The organism is Variovorax sp. GW823-FHT02B07, assembly GCF_058797695.1.
In genome coordinates this window covers 1,360,868-1,376,948 of sequence record NZ_JBXAJX010000002.1, presented here as the reverse complement: position 1 = coordinate 1,376,948, position 16,081 = coordinate 1,360,868, and the positions used below count along the sequence as shown (strand labels likewise).

Below are 16,081 nucleotides of genomic sequence, written 5' to 3'. Positions count from 1 at the left end.
GTTCCTCGATAGCTCAGTTGGTAGAGCGCCGGACTGTTAATCCGTAGGTCCCTGGTTCGAGCCCAGGTCGAGGAGCCATCACAAAGCCGCAAGGCCTCTGGAAGGCCCGCTACTCACAAGGTAGCGGGCCTTTTCATTTGTGAGACGACCGTCGAACGAAGACGTGTGCCAAGCGATGGAAAGAAATCGCCCCACGCACTTCGATTGGCAAAAATTGAGGGTCGCCGTTCAGAACGGCGATTCCATTGAATATAATTGAAGGCTTGTTCCTCGATAGCTCAGTTGGTAGAGCGCCGGACTGTTAATCCGTAGGTCCCTGGTTCGAGCCCAGGTCGAGGAGCCACCATTTGCTGAAGGCCCGTTACCCACAAGGTAGCGGGCCTTTTCGCTTTGCGGCCCTTTTGCTTTGGCGCCACACATCGGCCGCCGCCTGCCCGCTCGCGGGCCTGTCCGACACGCAGGCCCCGCCCTGCGTGCAAAACTCCCTCTTTGTTAACGGCTTCTGCTGCCCTGCCCCGGGCAAACCCGTGCACGCGACGCTCCGCTCAGGCGTTGTTTGAGCTTCAGTCATTCACAAATAACAACCATCAAGGGCATCACGATGAAACTCACAAGAATTCTTCTGGCCGCCGCCGTGGCCGCCGCCACCTTGCCCGCCGTGGCGCAGGTGTCCGTCAACATCAACGTGCCCGGCCTGATCCAGGTCGCGCCGCCTGCACCACGCTATGAACCCGCGCCACGGCCGCGCAGCGGCCAGGTCTGGGTGCCCGGCCATTGGCAGTGGAACGACCGCGCCTACGCATGGCGCCCCGGCTACTACGTGGCGGCCCGCCCCGACTACGCCTACGCCCCGGGCGGCTGGGTGCGCGCCGACGGCGGCTGGCGCTGGCGCGAAGGCGACTGGCGCCGCGCCGAGCGCCGCGAGGAACGCCGCGAAGACCGCCACCACCGTCGCCATGACCACGACCGCTACGACCATGACGACGATCACCGCGGCGGCGGCCACTGCCCGCCCGGCCAGGCGAAGAAGGGACGCTGCTGATAGCAGCAGCAGGAGCAGCTTGCGCGCCTGCTGACGCGCAAGCCCTCAGTTCACTGTCACCCTGAACCGCACGCTGCCCGTGCCGCCAGGCGCGAGTTGCCCGGTGAACTTCCAGTCCAATGGCCCCGTTCCGCCCGGCGCCTGCGCGGCCGCGCACGCCACGACTGGCGCAGGCAATGCATTGGCCGGCGTGCGCTTCGTGCATGCGGTCAGCGTCGCCGGGGTCGCGCCTTCCTGCGAGGCGACGAAGCTGGTGTAGACCGGCGTGACGTCGCTCACCGTCAGGCCGCTGATCGGCGTCGCGCCGTTGTTGGTGTAGGTGATGCGGTACTCGAGCGTCTCGCCCGACTTGGCTTCGTTGTTGAGCCCGAAGTCGCCGTTCTTCGTCAGGTTGCGCACTTCCTTCTTGAGCTCCAGCGCCGTGCTCGACACGGTCGTGGTGTCGAGCACGAGGTAGCTCGCGCTCAACGCGGGCGATGCGTTGGTGAACACGAAGCTCGCCTGCACCGAGCGCTTGTCGTTGTAGCCGGCGAGCGCGCCCGCCGGAATGAATTCCTGCACCACCACGCACAGGTTCTGCCCTGTGGTCACAGGCCTGGGCACCGCCGGCGGATAGAGCACAGTGGCGCCGGCCTGCAAGGCACCGGTGCAGCCCGGGTCTTCGTAGATTTTTGCGCTCCAGCCGTCGATCGCCGGCGTGGCCACCGCGCCGGCCACGCCGAAGCTCACCGTTCCGCCGGTCTGCGCCACGAAGGTGTGCGCGTGGCTCACGCTGCTGCCGGGCGAGCCGGTGCGGGCGCTGTCGGCGCCGAAGCGGTTGAGGGCCACGTCGCCGAAGTTCAGTTCGCCGACCCGGGCGTCGTTCCATGCAAAGGCGATGTGATCCGGCGCACCCGCGGCGGTGCGCGTGTAGGTGTAGGTCCGCCCGCCCACGGCCACGCCCGCGCCGGAAGGCAGCGGCGTGGCGCCGACCGACGCCCCCGTGGACAGATGACCCGCCGGCGTCACCTCTTCCACGCACGTCGGATCGCCATCGGACGGGGACAAAGGCTGCGACGGCACCTCCAGGCGGTAGTGGCCCGAGCCGTCGGTCACCGCCGTGGACCACACCCCCGCCGCACAGTTGGTGAGCCGCATCCGCACACCCACGAGCCCCGCTTCGCCGCCGTTAACCACGCCGTCGTTCGGCACGCCCGCACCGCTGCCGTTGTCGTTGAAGACGCGGCCGGTGACGGCATGCGCATCGCTGTTGACGAAGGTGCATTCAAGGTCCGCACCGGCCACCATCCACTCGGCAGGAATCTTCAGCACATTGCCGGCCAGCACCACCGGCGGCGCCGACGCGGCGGCCGCTGCGGCCGGCCTCGAACCGGACGCCCCGCGAATGGGCGACGGTGCGATGACGTCCTTCAGGTCGCGGCAGCTGGCGCTCACCGGGTTCACGGGCCAGCCAGCGGGCGACGTTTCGGTGATAGTGACCGGCACGCCCACCTTGCCGGTGATCGTCTGCGCACCGATACCCCGGCCCGGCGCGCTGACCGTGATGGTGTCGCGGGCCACGCTCAGGCCCGACAGCGCAAAGTCGAAGCGATGGGTGCCGGAACCGCTGATCACTTCCTTGGCGATGCGAAGTTTCGGGTCCCCCAGGAGGACCGCGACCGGCCCCGTCGAGTCATCGCAGAGCGCTTCGTTCGGCAAGGTGGTGCAAAGCGGATCCCCACCACCGCTCAGGTTGATGGAGTTCGTACCACCCAGCGGCCCGACGGCCGTGGCGTCGACGTGCACAGGAATCTCGACAGAGAAGCCACCGGGCATGACACCCGCAGCCACGCTGCAGCGGACGACCATGGAGCCGGCGGGGGAACAACCGCTCAGGACACCCGTGGTAGTGATCGCAACCAGCACGGGCGGCCCAGCCAGTGTGATGCCCTTGGGCAAGACGTCTTCGAGCACGAGCGGCGCTGTGGTCGCTGCAAAATCCACAACGACGTCGACCACGTAGAGCTGCCCCGGCGCCCCGACAATCAATGGGTGGGGCCTCGAATACTTGAATCCCCGGATGCGCGGCCCAGCAACCGATGTGATTGTCGTGCTCGCGCATGGACCGACACCGTTGCACGCGGGGTCCCCGCCCCCCACGGCCGTTGCCGCGTTGATCACGCGCGGCCTCGCAGCCGGCAGAGGCGTCACCGGGATGACGAACGACGCGGACGTTGCCATGCCCGCAGGCACCGTGCACGTCACGACCTGCCCGGCCCTGCTGCACCCCGAAGGCAGCGTGCCGATCGTCAAGGAGACCGGGAAGGTGTCGGTGATGACAGTGTTCGCCGTCGTCATCCCGGCATTGGTGCTGCTCAGTTTCAGTGTGTAGCTGGCCGGCTCGGCAATGATGAACTGCGCCACATCAGCGATCTTTTCGAGTTTCAACGTCGCTTGAGACACCACGCGCGTGGCCGGCGTGCTCGCATCGCACGCCTCTGCTGGCGCCGTCGTACATGCGACATCCCCACCGCCGCTGAGATTCACCGTGTTCGTGCCGCCCGTTGCGCCCACGGCCGATGCGGCGACGTTCACAGGAATCCGTATTTCGAAGGTGCCGGGCGCGATGCCCGCCGCCACGCTGCAGTTGGTCGTGTTCGATCCCGAGGTCGGGCAACCACTCAGCACGCCGGTGGTCGTTCCCGCCACCAATGTCGGGGCCCCGCGCAGGGTGACGCCCGGCGGCAAGGTGTCCATCACCGAGATCGGCGCCGTGGTCGTGCCGCTGGCCACGGTAACGAGCACAGCGTAGAACTGGTTGGGCGCCCCCACCACCAGCGGGCTGGCGCTGACCGTCTTGGTCGAGGTGATGACGGGCGGAGACGCAGGGACCACCGGCGTGGTCACCGTGCTCGTGCACGCCCCCTTGGTGTTGCAATTGCGGTCTCCTCCGTCCAATGCCGTGGCCGTGTTGGTCACCTCGGGCACGGCGGAAGGCAGGGGCGTCACCGGAATGACGAAGGACACGGACGATGTGAGCCCTGCAGGCACTAGGCAACCGATGTTCTGGCCTATTCGGCTGCACCACGGAGGAAGCTCGCCGATGGTCAGCGAAGGCGGCACTCTGTCCTCCACCAGCGCATCGCTAGTGGTCTCGACGCCATTCGTGCTCGTCAGCGTGAGTGTGTAGCTGGCGGGCTGGCCCACGACCCATGGGGCTGCGCTGGCTTCCTTCTTGAGCGCCAACTGGGGGTCTGGCGCCACGAAGCACACCACGTTGTCCGACCCATTCGGCTGACCGTAGCTTGGCTCGTTCGAGAGCGTGACGGAAGACACGGATGTTCCCGAAACATAGGCCCATGCAGAGGCTCCAGAACTGGCTGTCGCCCCCTCAAGATTGCCGTCTGCATCGATTTTTACCGGCGCAAGGCTACCCATCTGTGCGGTCGCTGGACCGGGGGCAGGCGTCGTGATCTCCGCCGCAGTGAACGGATAGTGATTTCCGTTGACGGACACCACCATCTTCTCGCACCCATCTGCTGGGTTGCAGTTGAGCAGGTAAGTTCGAACGCTCACGTTCTTCACCGGCACAGAAAAGTTGAACGTGCATGCCTCCCGCACGTTGGGCTTTCCCAGCCGGAGATAAGTACCCCATGCGAACTTGTCCTCCACCCCGCATACGCCCTCCGTGGTGACAGCGATGCCCCCGTAGGTCCCGCTCTTCCATAGACAGAACTCTGCAGCCGTGGCCTGCGTGCCGATCAGGAGCGAGGTCAGTGCCAGAAAGAGGACGCCGCGCAAGGCATGAAAGAAGTGCGCCACGCCTCTCGCAAGCGCCATCGCACTCTTCCGCACGGGTAGGCAGCGAAGCGCCGTCGCGCAGCGCATCGAATCAGTTTTTTGCATTTTCATTGGCCATTCCTCCGCGACTTCATCGATCGGTCCGTTCGTCTTTCACGGGGGCTGCCGCGCCCGCCGACGCGGCACCCAGCGCCGTCTCGTCGAACTTGAAACGCAGCCGGATGTATGCGCCCTTGCTCGTGTAGTCGTTGGCCGCCAGGTCGCGGTCTTTCAGGCCCACGAAGTTGTAGCCCGCCGACACCCACAGGTCCTTCATGACCTGGTAGCCGACTTCGATGCCCAAGGTCTTCTGCAGGCCGCCGCCCTTGCCGCGCAGCAGGCCGGCCTGCACGCCGAGGTCCCAGCTGTCGTTGAGGTCTTGCGTGTAGCGCGCCTGCAGCAGGTGCGCCCAGTAGGTGCTGCGCAGCAGGCCGTCGTCGGCGCGCGACCACTTGGCGGCGTAGCGCCCGTTGATCACGGTGCCGGGGCGCGGGTTGTAGTTGAGGTGGGCCGAGACGATGTCGGCGCTGGTGCGCCCGGGCAGCGCTGCGCTGCCGTTGCCCGCACCGAAGACGCTCGCGCCGTCGAGTGCGCCGGTCGAACTGCCGGTGCCGGTGACGCGCTCGGAACGGCGCTCGTAGCGCATGAGCGCGTTCCAGCTGTCGGTGTCCACCGGACGGTAGGCCAGGCCGATCTGGTGGCGCGCCAGGTGGTGCGCGTTACCGGCGTTGGCGCCCTGCCCTTCGCTGGCGCTCATCACGCTGCGCGCCAGCAGGCTCCACGACGCATCGATCTTGAAGCCGAAGCCCGCGCTGAACAGGCGCGTGTCGGCGTCGTCGCCGTGGCGGCCTTCGAGGATGCCGCTGGCCTTGATGCGCGCGTCGGTGTATTCCACGCCGCCGGTGATGGCGGTGGAGTCGCCCGCCAGGCCGCTGGCGTGGCCGGTGCCGTTGTTGCCGCTGTTGCGCAGCCCGCCGATCTGGCGCGTGTGCTCGACGCCGCCGGTCAGGCGCCAGTGGTCGTCGACCCTGAAGGTGTTGCGCACGCCCGTGGCGGCCTGTGCCGCGCGCCCGTCGAGGCTGTCGGCCAGGCGGTACTCGCTGTACACGCGCCCGCCGTCCATGTAGGCGCTCTCGATGCCCAGGATGCCCACGTTGTTCGACTGCCCCGCGTTCAGCTCGTACGGCCCGTAGAGGCTGGAGACCAGCTCGTAGCGGCCGTACAGGCGCGTCTTGTCGGTGACGGCGTAGTTGCCGCCCACGGCGAGCACGTGGCGGTCGGACTTGCGGATGTCCTGCTCGCCTTCGACGAAGACGTTGGCCTGTGGCAGGCCCGGCACCTGCGCCGACAGGCGGGCGCGCACGGTGGTCAGGTTGTCATCGTTGGCGTTGGCCTGGGTACCGGCGTTGGCCGCCGCACCGAGCGCGGTGACGTTGTTGGCGGCCACGCCACTGCCCAGGTTGCCGCTGTAGGTGGAGACCTGGCCGTAGTCGAAGCCCGAGCCGCTGCCCAGGCCAGTGCCGTTGTGGCCGTGGCGCAGGCCGAACTCGCCCACCAGCTGCTCGCCGAACTTTCGCTGCACGCTGGCGGTGATGCCGCGGCGGGCGCCTTCGCGCAGAGCGTCCTGGCCGTAAAGCAGTTCGCCGCGCAGCGCGGTGGCGGCGTCGAGCCGGTACTCGGCGCGGGCCGAGGCTTCGGTGCGCCCGGCGGAGAAGCTCGCGCCGGGGTTGTCGAAGCCGGTGCTGGTCTTGCTGGCGAGCGCGGCCACGGCCAGGTCTTCGCCCTGGTGGCGCAGCTCGACGCGGGCGCCGCTGCCCTTGCCGTTGCGGTCGGAGTCGGTCTGCACCCATTCGCCGGCGACGGTGGTGTGCTCACCCAGGCGCGCCATGGCGGTGACGGCACCGAGCTTGCGGCGGTTCTCGGGGTTCTCGTCGATGGCCGCGACCACGCCGACCTGCAGGTTCTTGGCCACCTTGAGCTGCACGTCGGCACCGGCCACGGTGAACTTGGGGCCGCCCGCGTCGACCTCGTAGGTCACGCGGATCGACTGCGGGTTGAGGTTCGCATCGACCGACGCGATGGCGCGCGTGAACAGCAGGCGGCGCGTGAGCGGCTCGACGGTGTAGTCGACGAAGCGCGTCACGGTCGAGCGCTGCAGCACGAGGTCGGGCTGGTTGCGGTCGCGCACCACGATCTCGACCTGCTCGCTGTTCTCGACGAACTCGCCGCCCCTGGCGCCCAGGTAGTACGGGCCCGAGGTGCCGACCGCGCGGAACTCCTCGACCTGCTGGGTCTGCGCGGTGCGCGAGGCGTAGGTGGTGGTGCGCACCTCGCCGTCGTCGTAGACGTGCTTGAGGCCGGTGAGCGAGCGGCTGACCTGGCTCAGGCTGCGCACCTCGGTGCTGCTGGCAGTGCTGAAGTCGCCGTACAGCAGGTAGGAGCGGTTCTTGTCGATGCGCACGTAGAGCTTCTGCGTGCTCTGGGCGTCGAAGCCCTTGGCGGACGAGTCGCCGTACACGGGGTAGAACTCGTCGGGGCGGATGTCGCGAAACAGGCGGTCCTTGCGCGTCTTGTCGGAATCGTAGGCGGCGGTGAGCAGGTAGTCGCCCTTGACGGCGCCCTTGAAGAAGAAGGCAGCGCGCGCGGCGGCACGGCGCTTGTCGTTGCCCTCGTCGGCCAGGCCGGACAGCTCGGCCTCGAAGGCCGCGCCCGCGGGCATCGCGCCCAACGGCACCTGGCCGCGCTGGGTGAAGTCGAGCACGCCTTCGACGATGCCGACGCCGATCATCGGGCGCAGCTCGGGCAGCAGCGCCAGGCGCGCCTCGGCCGTGAAGCTCGCGGCCGTCACGCGCAGGCGGGCATCGCCGGGTTCGCCGGGCGGCAGCAGACGGAAGTCGGCCACGCCACCGTCCATGAAGACCTGGGTGCCGGGCTCGGCGGGGTTCAGGTCTTCGTCGAGCCAGCGGCCGCGGTCGGTCTCGAGCGTGAGCTGCGTGCGTGCGGTCACGGGCACGCCGGCCGCGTCGGTCAGGCGCACCTTCACGACGACGGGCGTGCGCAGGTCCGCCTGCGCCGAGGCGGGCACGCCGATGTGGATGGCACCGAGCTTGTCGGGCGCGGTGACGCTGATCTGCTGCGCCTCGCCACGCACGTTGCCGAACGGATCGACGGCTTCGAGCACGAGGCGGTTGACGCCGGGCCGCAGCACGATGCCGATGTATTCCCAGGCGCCGATCCGGCGGCTGGCCTGCTCGGTCTTCTTGCCGACGCGGCGCTCCTCGACGCCCTGGCCGTTGACGCTCAGGCGCAGCGCCAGGCCAGCCTCGCCCTTGACGCGCACGTTGAGCGAGGTCGAGGGCAAGGTGTCGCCGTCGCGCAGGTTGATGAAGCCGAGGGCGTTGCTTTCGATGCGAGGCAGCAAGGCTTCGAGGTCGATGGGGCTGGGGACGGCTTGCGGCGGCGCTACAGCAGCGGTCGGCTGCGCCATGCCGCGGGACACGCGCATGCCGGAGAAAAGGCTGCCCACGGGGGATGCGCCATCCGCCGCGGCGCCACCGGTCGCCGCGCCGAGCGTGCTGCCCTGGCTGCCCGACGCGCCGCCGATGAAGCTGCTGGGCGACGCCGATGCGGCGGGCATTGCGATCAGCGGCGCCGAGCTGGCCTGCGTGGTGCTGGTGCCGGTGCTGCCGCCCGCGCGCACCTCGCCGCTGGCAGGCAGCGCGCGCCGATCGCCCACGGGGACGATCCGGCCTTCGGGGTCCAGGCGCATGCGCACCTGGGCTTCGGCCTCGGTGTCGGGCACGGCGGCGATGGCCTCGCGCCGCGCGATGACGTCGCTCATCACCGCCGGTGAGTCGCAGTTGGTGACGACGAAGTTGGCCTTGTGGAATTCGCCCTTCTTGAGATCGACGAAGCGGCTGTCGGGGCGCCCGGCATTGCGGTTGTCGAGCACTTCGAGCCGCGCGCCGGCGGGCAGCGTGGTGGCATCGAGCCGCAGCACGTGGGTGACGGGCTTGAGGCCGTACAGGCTCCACTTGCCTTCGACGTCGGTGATGACGTGCGTGCCGTCTTCCATGTACAGGCGCACGCCGGGCACGCCGATTTCATCGACGCCCTGCTGGCGGCCGTCGCGCCGGCAGTCCATGTAGACCTTGCCGAAGAGGAAGGCATCGTCGGAGAACACGCCGCCGGTCACGCGCACGGTCCATTGGGCGAGGTTCGACTGCATCGGGCCAGAATTGGCGCGGGCACGGTTGACGGCATCGCCGTTCGTCGGTGCGCCGACCCCGACGCGCACGCGGTAGCGCACCGTGGCGGACTGGTCGATGCCAAGCGCGAGGCCTGGCTGGCGGAAGACCAGCCGGGGACCGGCCCCGCCCACGGGCTCGGCCGTGGCCGCGCCGTTGAGGCGTGCGCTGCCAGCCACATAGGCGAAGCCCGGCGGCAACTGGTCGGAGAGGCTGAGGCCGGTGACGGGAAAGCCGGTCTTGTTGGTGACGACGAGTGCGTAGTCGAGGAAATCGCCGAACTCGACCTGGCGCTTGCTGCCTTCCTTGCGCAGCACGAGGCCGAGCACGTTGCCCGGATCGAGCGGGATGTGGTTGTGCAGCACGTCGCAGGCCGCACCCGAAGGCTCGAAACCGGCCTTGAGCGAGGAGTGGTGCGTGGTGGGCTCCGCGCCCTGCGGCGACGCAGCGTTCGGGACGATGGCGCCGCAGCGCTCGAAGGTACCGGGCGTGGCGGGGATGAGCTGCGAAGGCGCCGCGTAGGCACTGCCCACGGGCGGCGCCACGCCCAGCGCATAGGTGCAGCTGCCAGTGACCGGCGGCGACAGGAAATAGAACTGGTAGCCACCGTCGGCGCCGGTGGTCATGGACAGGCTGCCGTCGGCGTTGGCGCGGTAGACGCCGCTGTCGCCGCCGAACACCTCGGCCAGGGCCATCGGCCGGGCGGCGCCGTCGCTGCACGACTGGCGGGTGAAGGTGACGACGGCGCCGGCCACCGGTTGGCGGGTGACGGCGTTGTAGACCACGCCCTGCGGGTCGGCCAGCATGGAGGACGCGCTGCTGGCGCTCGCGGTGACGAGCGCGGCCGACGACGCAGAAGCGGTGTTCTGCTCGAAGGCGGCCGCCCAGGCCTTGTTGGTGAACGGCACGCGGGCGCCGTTGCTCGACGGCTTGCGGGTGACGCGCACGGTGAATTCGATGTCCTCGCTCTGGCCGGGTGCCAGGGCGCGGCTGCCGTCGGTGAGGCCGAGCGCGGCCTGCATCGGCAGCCGGAAGGGATCGGCGCTGGCGGCGGCCTCGCGGTCGCAGGCGGCGCGGCCGGTGAAGCCGGATGCGATCTGCAGCACGCCGTTGCGCACCTTCGGCGCGCCGACGAGTTCCCAGGCGGCGACGAGGCCTTCGGGCTTGTCCATGTCGAAGGTGCAATCGAGGTTGTCGATCACGCGCACGTTCGGGGCCGGGGCCGCGCCGGTGTTGCCGACCTTGAAACGGTAGTCGAGTTCGTAGACGCCCTCTGCCACGCGGCGCGGCTGCGAGACGCTCTTCACGAGCGAGAGCACGGGCTGCTGCAGCTGCACCGGCGTGGGCGAGGTGTCGTTGCCGGGGTTGCCGTCGCCGTCGGCGTCGGGGTTGCTGCCGTTGACGGAGTCGTCGAAGACGGTGGGCGGGCCGCCGGCGGCGAGCGCGGCCTGTGCGCGCACGGTGTTGAGCAGCGTGCCGGCGCGACCCGACACGTGAAAGCGCACGTCGAAACGCACCGTCAACTGGCCGCCCACGGGCAGCACCGCACCGGGCGCGAGCAGGTCCTGCGCGGACGCGGTGCCATTGAACGCGGCGTTGACAGCCGCCACCGTGCCCGCCACGCCGTTGCCCGGACCGCCGACGATGGCCAGGGTCCCGGGCACCACGGCGTACTGGCGCGCGCCCGGCACCGCAGCGGTCGTGCGGGTGCCGAACTGCGTGGCGCCCTGCCCTTCGAGCACGTCGGCCAGTTGCACGCCGTGCAGCGCGGCCGTGCCGTAGTTGCGCACGTGGACGTCGAAGGTGACGGTGGCCGTGCCGTCGGGTTGGCCGTCCGCGCCGCGGTGTATGCGCGGCGTGGAGGCGGCCTTGGCGACGCCGATGCGGCCCTGGCCTTGCGGCGGCGCCATCGCGATCACCACCGTGTTCGACGGCGACGCGGCAGGTGCGACGCCGTCGTTGTACTGGCTGTGCGCGGTGTTGCGAATGTCGCCGGCGTGATCGGCCTTGACCTGCACCGCGAACTGCATGGCGATGGAGGCGTTGCGCGCGAGCGCGGTGGGCACGCCGATGGCGACTTCGATCGCCGCGCCGTCTTCGGCGGTGCGGTAGCTGAAGTCGGCGTCGCCGGGCATGCGGAACAGGCGCACCGCGCCGGCCGCCGTGCTCTGCAGGCTGCCAGCGAGGTAGCGGGTGCCTGTGGGCACGAGGTCGCGCAGCAGCAGCAGGCTGCGCGGGCTGCCGTTGACCAGCACCTGCGTGCCGGTGGGCGCGGCCGCGCCGCCGGGCTGCGCGTCGCGCGCGCCGGTGTTGGTGCCCGAGATGCTGAAGTCGATGCGCGTGCTGCCGGGCACGACGGCCCCCGCATGGCTGGCCGACTTGACCAGCGCGAGCACAGCGACGCTGCCTACGTCGACCGTGTCGCGATTGCTCGCGCTCGCACCCTGCAGGGCGGTGGTCGCGCTCAGCACCACGCAGGCGCTGCCGCTGGCTGCGGCGGGAATGGTGCCCTGCACCAGCAGTTCGGCCGTCTGGCCCGGGTCCAGCGCGAGCGTGCCGGCGGCACCGGGCAGCAGCACGAGATCGGAGGCGTCGACGACGCCGTTGTGGTTGCCGTCGCGCGCCACGCGCAACGCCGACAGGTCGAGCCCGTCGGCCGGGCACCCCGCGCCGTCGTTGACGAGCCCCAGGGTGTAGCGCGAAGCCACGTTGCCGGTGTTGGTGAGCAGGTGGCTCAGCGTGACGACGGTCCCCGGCGGGCGGTTCACGCGCTGGTCCTGCGTGAGCGACAGCGCCTCCACGGGCAGCACGCTGGCCGTCACGGCATTGGAGATGGCCGTCTCGCTGTGCCCGAGGCCGGCCGGGACGTAGGTGCCCGTCGCGATGCTGCGGATCACGACGCCGCCGGGAGCGGGCGCCGCTTGCGCGACCGGTGCGAACAACATGGCGAATGCAAGTGCGAGGCCGAAGACTGCCATCGCGCTGCGCGCAGGCGCCGCGCAGCCCCACCACCGAGGCAAGCCGGCACGCGAAGAAGAAAGAAGAAATGGCACGCGGTGAACCTTCCCTCGCACCTCCCGCTGCGGGAGACACGTCAAACAGTCGAAGAACTCTTTCCTCTGCCGCCTCGAAGGCCGGCAAGGCACGGCTTGCATGCAGCGATGTGCGCGAAAGCGGCAGGGGAAACAGGCGAGGCACCGGGGCGAACCCGGGCCTCGCGGGAAACGGCCGACGGCCCTTGCGGAACCGTCGGCGGCGCCGATGTCAGATCAGGGGTTGATCTGCACGGCGAAGGTCAGCGTGACCTTTCCACCTGGGGCCACGGTGTTGGCCGCGCTGCCGCAGCTCACCGCGGTGGCGGTCGATGCGAAGGCCGGCGCCGTACCGCCAATGCCCGGGGCTTCGCACTGCAATGCAGGCTGCTTCGCGCTCAGGACGGTGTACGCCGGCAGTGCGTCGTTGATGGCGATGTTGGTCACCGGCACGACGCCTTCGTTGGTGGCAACGACCTGGTAGACGATGCACTGACCAGGCTTCAGCTGCAGCGAATCTGCCTTGAAGGCCGTGTCCGCCACGCCGTCGCAGGTCGCGTCGGCCGCCTGCGTCTTGAGGACGCGGATCTGGCCGGTGATCACGGCCGTGATGTCGGTGGCCGAGGGCGTACCGCAGTTGGGGGCCGGGTCGGTGAAGGTGGCCGTCACCGTCGTGGTGTTGCTCACACCCGCATTTACGCCACCCGGCGCGAACACGCGCACTAGCAGCTTCTGCTCTGCACGGGCCGGAAGGCTTGCCAGCGGACCATTCACCGGCGTGTCGCCAGCATCGATCTGTCCGTCGCCGTTGACGTCGAGGTAGACCGTGGTGGTCCAGCCTTGCGCCTCATCTGCCGCAGGCACCTTGGCTGTCAGCGTGTACGCGCCGCAGCTCTGGGCGCCGATGTTGGTCAGCGTGTGGGCATACACCACGGTGCCGCCGGGTGCGACCTGGCCGTTGTTGTTCGGCGTGAGCGAGGCGCCCAACTGAAGGGCCGTCGAGGTCACCGTCACGGCATCGGTCTTGACGTCGGAAGCGATGCCGCCGGTCGAGGCCACCGCAGTGGATTGCACCTTGAAGTAGATCTTTACTGCAGTGACTGCGGCTTGCGAGGAAGGCGGCGTGACGCACGCTTCGACCGCCTGCTGTCCCCCGGCGATGACCGCGAGGTTCGAGATGGCCGGCGATGCACAGGTGCCGCCAAACGCCACGAACTTGACCGTCCAGCCTGCCGGCAGCGTGCCCGGGAAACCGGTCGTCTGGCTGGCGGCAAGGTTGTAGGTCGCGTCGACCACGTCATGGTTCTTCACCCACAGCGTGAAGACGGTGCCGGTGCCGGCACCCGTGTCGTGGACCTGCGTCGGCAACGGGCTGGGGCCCGCGCCGAGGTCACCATTGGAAACGCTGCCGGTGCCTGTACCGAGCTTCGTATTGGTCAGGTCGACCAGGGTCTCGATCACGCGCTCGAGGCGGTCTTCGGTCGCATCGATCTTCGTGTTGTCGTTCACGGAGCGACCGAGCACCGTGGCCACGTAGGCGCCACCCACCGTGCCCGGCGGCAGTTGCACCTGCGTCACGATGTTGAGGCTCACGCCGGCTGGAATCGGGCCGGTGTCGGGCACGCCGTCGCCGTTCGTGTCCAGCAGCGGTGCGCCGCTGTCGGCCGCGAAGAACTGGAAGCTCGTGCCGGCCGGGAAGGTGCTGGCAGAGATCGACAGGTTCACGGCATCCGAGGCGCCGCCCGTGTTGAACACGGTTTGCGGGAAACGGACACTGCCGCCCGTAACAGCCAGCGTCTTCGTGGTCAGGTCCTGGCCGGCGGGGTTCGGCGTGCCGGGTGTCGCGTCGAGTGCCGTTGCAGCCGTGGACGGGTTGGAACCCACCACGATGCCGAAACGCGCCAGGACGGTGTAGGCCGCCGGATTGGTGGTCGAGCCGACGGTGCCAATGGCCACCGCGGTGATCGCCGGAGGGGCATTGGCATCCGCGTTCGCGGGGTTGTAGCGGGCCACGTTGGTGGTGGTGGACGTGCCGACCGCCGCGGTGCTGTTCACCAGCACCACGAAGCTCAGCGTCTGCGTCACGTTCGGACTCAGCGAAGCCACCACGGCATTCAGCGTGTTGCCGGTCACCTGGAAGTCGATGCCCGACGGATCGCCGGCCGCCCCGTCACCCAGCGCCGTGCCCGACGCACCGCTCCACACGGCCGAACCGGTGACGTAGGTCAACCCTGCAGGCAGCACGTCGGACAGCGCGAACTTGCCCGGCGCGCCGCCCGTGTTGCTGAACGTGAGGGTGTAGACCGAGTACTGGCAGTTCGCGTTCGATGCGAGACCGGCCGTCCAGCTCGTGGCGGTACAGGCAGCGGAAGAGCGCGGCCCGCTGGCCGACGGGGCCGGCCATGCGCCGCCGCCAGGTGCGGCGACCAATGGAACACCGATCGCCTTGGTGACGTTGAACACCGCATCGGTGGCCAGCTTGACCTCGTCCTTGTCGGCCGCCGAGGTGTTCGGCGCGATGTACAGCCCCGGAGTGCCCGGGGTGGCGGTGATCGTCGCCGCATCGAAATTGCCGGTGCCGCTGGCCGAGCCCGGGATCGTGTAGGCCACGACGAAGCGGAACGCGCCGTTGTTGCCGGGCACGCTCTGCGCCGGGGTCACCGTGCAGACGTCCGTGCCAGCTGCCGAGCAGAGCGACGTCGTGCTGTCGGGCAGCCCGTTGCCGTCGGCGTCGGCGAAGACCTCGACGCGCGAGAACTTGCCTGCGTCGGCCTTGACCGTGAGAGCAAAGGTGTCGACCCCATTGCCGGTGTTGGTCAGCACGTGAGGCGCATAGACCGTGGCACCGGCCGCGCCGGACTTGGTGTTGACGATGGTCGTCGTGACCTGGTTGACGCTGTCGAGCGTGAACGAGCCCACCTGGAGAACGGTGGTCTGCACCAGGTTGGAGGTCGCGACCTGGGTCGTCCCGGCGGCGTCCGAATAGCTGGCGGACGCTTGGTTGCCGATGACGGTGTTGGCGGGCGGCGACGCGGCAAATGCAGCCGGACTTCCGAAAAGGAAGCCCAGCGTCAACGCTGCGGCGCCTGCCCAGGGCGCGCACGGCTTGCAGCCGCTGGCGCGTTGGGTTGGCTGGGTGGGAATCACGTAGTTTTCTCCTCTGTTGTCGATGAACGGGAACACGAAAGAACCTGGCCGGTACGTTTCGATGGGCGAACGCGTACCTGCCGACTGGCACTCAGAAACAAGAGATCGATGGAAAAGGCGGGCGCCCTCGCCTCGCGCAGCGCGCGAGGGCCGGCGCGGCCTTTACTTGCCGCGCGGGGGCGGCGTGGCGGGCGTGGCGGGCGCAGCCGTTGGCGGTGCGACGGCTTCAACCTTGGCGCGCGCGCTCACGGCGATGCTGCCGCTGGCAGGCAACTGGCCCAGGCTCCAGCGCAGCATGCGGTACTCGCTGTAGGGAACGGGTTCGCTCTTGCCGCTGGCCAGCTTGCGAACAAGCGGCTCGGGCTCGAAGACGGCGGTCTTGGTGGCGGCTTTCACGAGGCTGGCGCCTGGCTTGGCGCTGCGCGGCAGGTATTCCAGCCCCTCGGGGATCGGCAGATCCGCCACCAGCCCCTTGACCGGCTTGCCCGTGTTGTTGGTGTAGGTAGCCTTGTATTCGATGACGTCGCCCGGCTTGATGGTGGCCGCGTCCTGGAACTGCTCATTGCCGTCGGGCCCCTTGACCACCTTCGACTGGGCGAGGACGACGGTCAGGGCCTGGGTCGCGGCAGGTGCGCGCGGCGCCTCCAGCGAAGCGGTGGGTTGCGCCAATGCGACGGTCGCGGCGCCTGCGGCAAGCAGGGCCAGGCCTGCGCGGAGCAGCGGGTGGACCGCGCCTGCGCGGCCTCGCGACGACGACAAGAACAAATCCCATGTGGATGCTGTCATTCAAACCC

General features: G+C 69.1%; 5 protein-coding genes and 2 tRNA genes. 3 read left to right on the top strand and 4 right to left on the bottom strand.

What is annotated here, in order from left to right:
* The first annotated feature begins 2 nt into the window (after window positions 1–2).
* From AC1RGU_RS17345 to AC1RGU_RS17335, 3 genes are all read left to right on the top strand, one after another.
* Window positions 3–78, top strand: a tRNA-Asn gene (locus AC1RGU_RS17345).
* Between the two features lie 189 nt (window positions 79–267).
* Window positions 268–343, top strand: a tRNA-Asn gene (locus AC1RGU_RS17340).
* A 258-nt stretch (window positions 344–601) separates the two neighbouring features.
* Entirely contained in the window at window positions 602–1,042 is a 441-nt protein-coding gene (locus AC1RGU_RS17335) for a YXWGXW repeat-containing protein (protein ID WP_062472450.1), read from the top strand.
* Between the two features lie 45 nt (window positions 1,043–1,087).
* On the opposite strand, the gene AC1RGU_RS17330 is transcribed toward AC1RGU_RS17335, so the two are convergent.
* The 4 genes from AC1RGU_RS17330 to AC1RGU_RS17315 all read right to left on the bottom strand — a co-directional run bounded on the left by AC1RGU_RS17330 (window position 1,088) and on the right by AC1RGU_RS17315 (window position 16,046).
* Window positions 1,088–4,933, bottom strand: a complete 3,846-nt coding sequence (locus AC1RGU_RS17330) for a prealbumin-like fold domain-containing protein (protein WP_492696982.1) — start codon at window positions 4,931–4,933, stop codon at window positions 1,088–1,090.
* Between the two features lie 19 nt (window positions 4,934–4,952).
* Window positions 4,953–12,053: a hypothetical protein gene (locus AC1RGU_RS17325; protein WP_492696981.1), complete on the bottom strand. Its 7,101-nt coding sequence runs from the start codon at window positions 12,051–12,053 to the stop codon at window positions 4,953–4,955.
* A 324-nt stretch (window positions 12,054–12,377) separates the two neighbouring features.
* Entirely contained in the window at window positions 12,378–15,287 is a 2,910-nt protein-coding gene (locus AC1RGU_RS17320; RefSeq protein WP_492739292.1) for a hypothetical protein, read from the bottom strand.
* Window positions 15,288–15,449: 162 nt separating this feature from the next.
* Window positions 15,450–16,046, bottom strand: a complete 597-nt coding sequence (locus tag AC1RGU_RS17315; RefSeq protein ID WP_492696979.1) for a hypothetical protein — start codon at window positions 16,044–16,046, stop codon at window positions 15,450–15,452.
* Window positions 16,047–16,081: the final 35 nt, after the last annotated feature.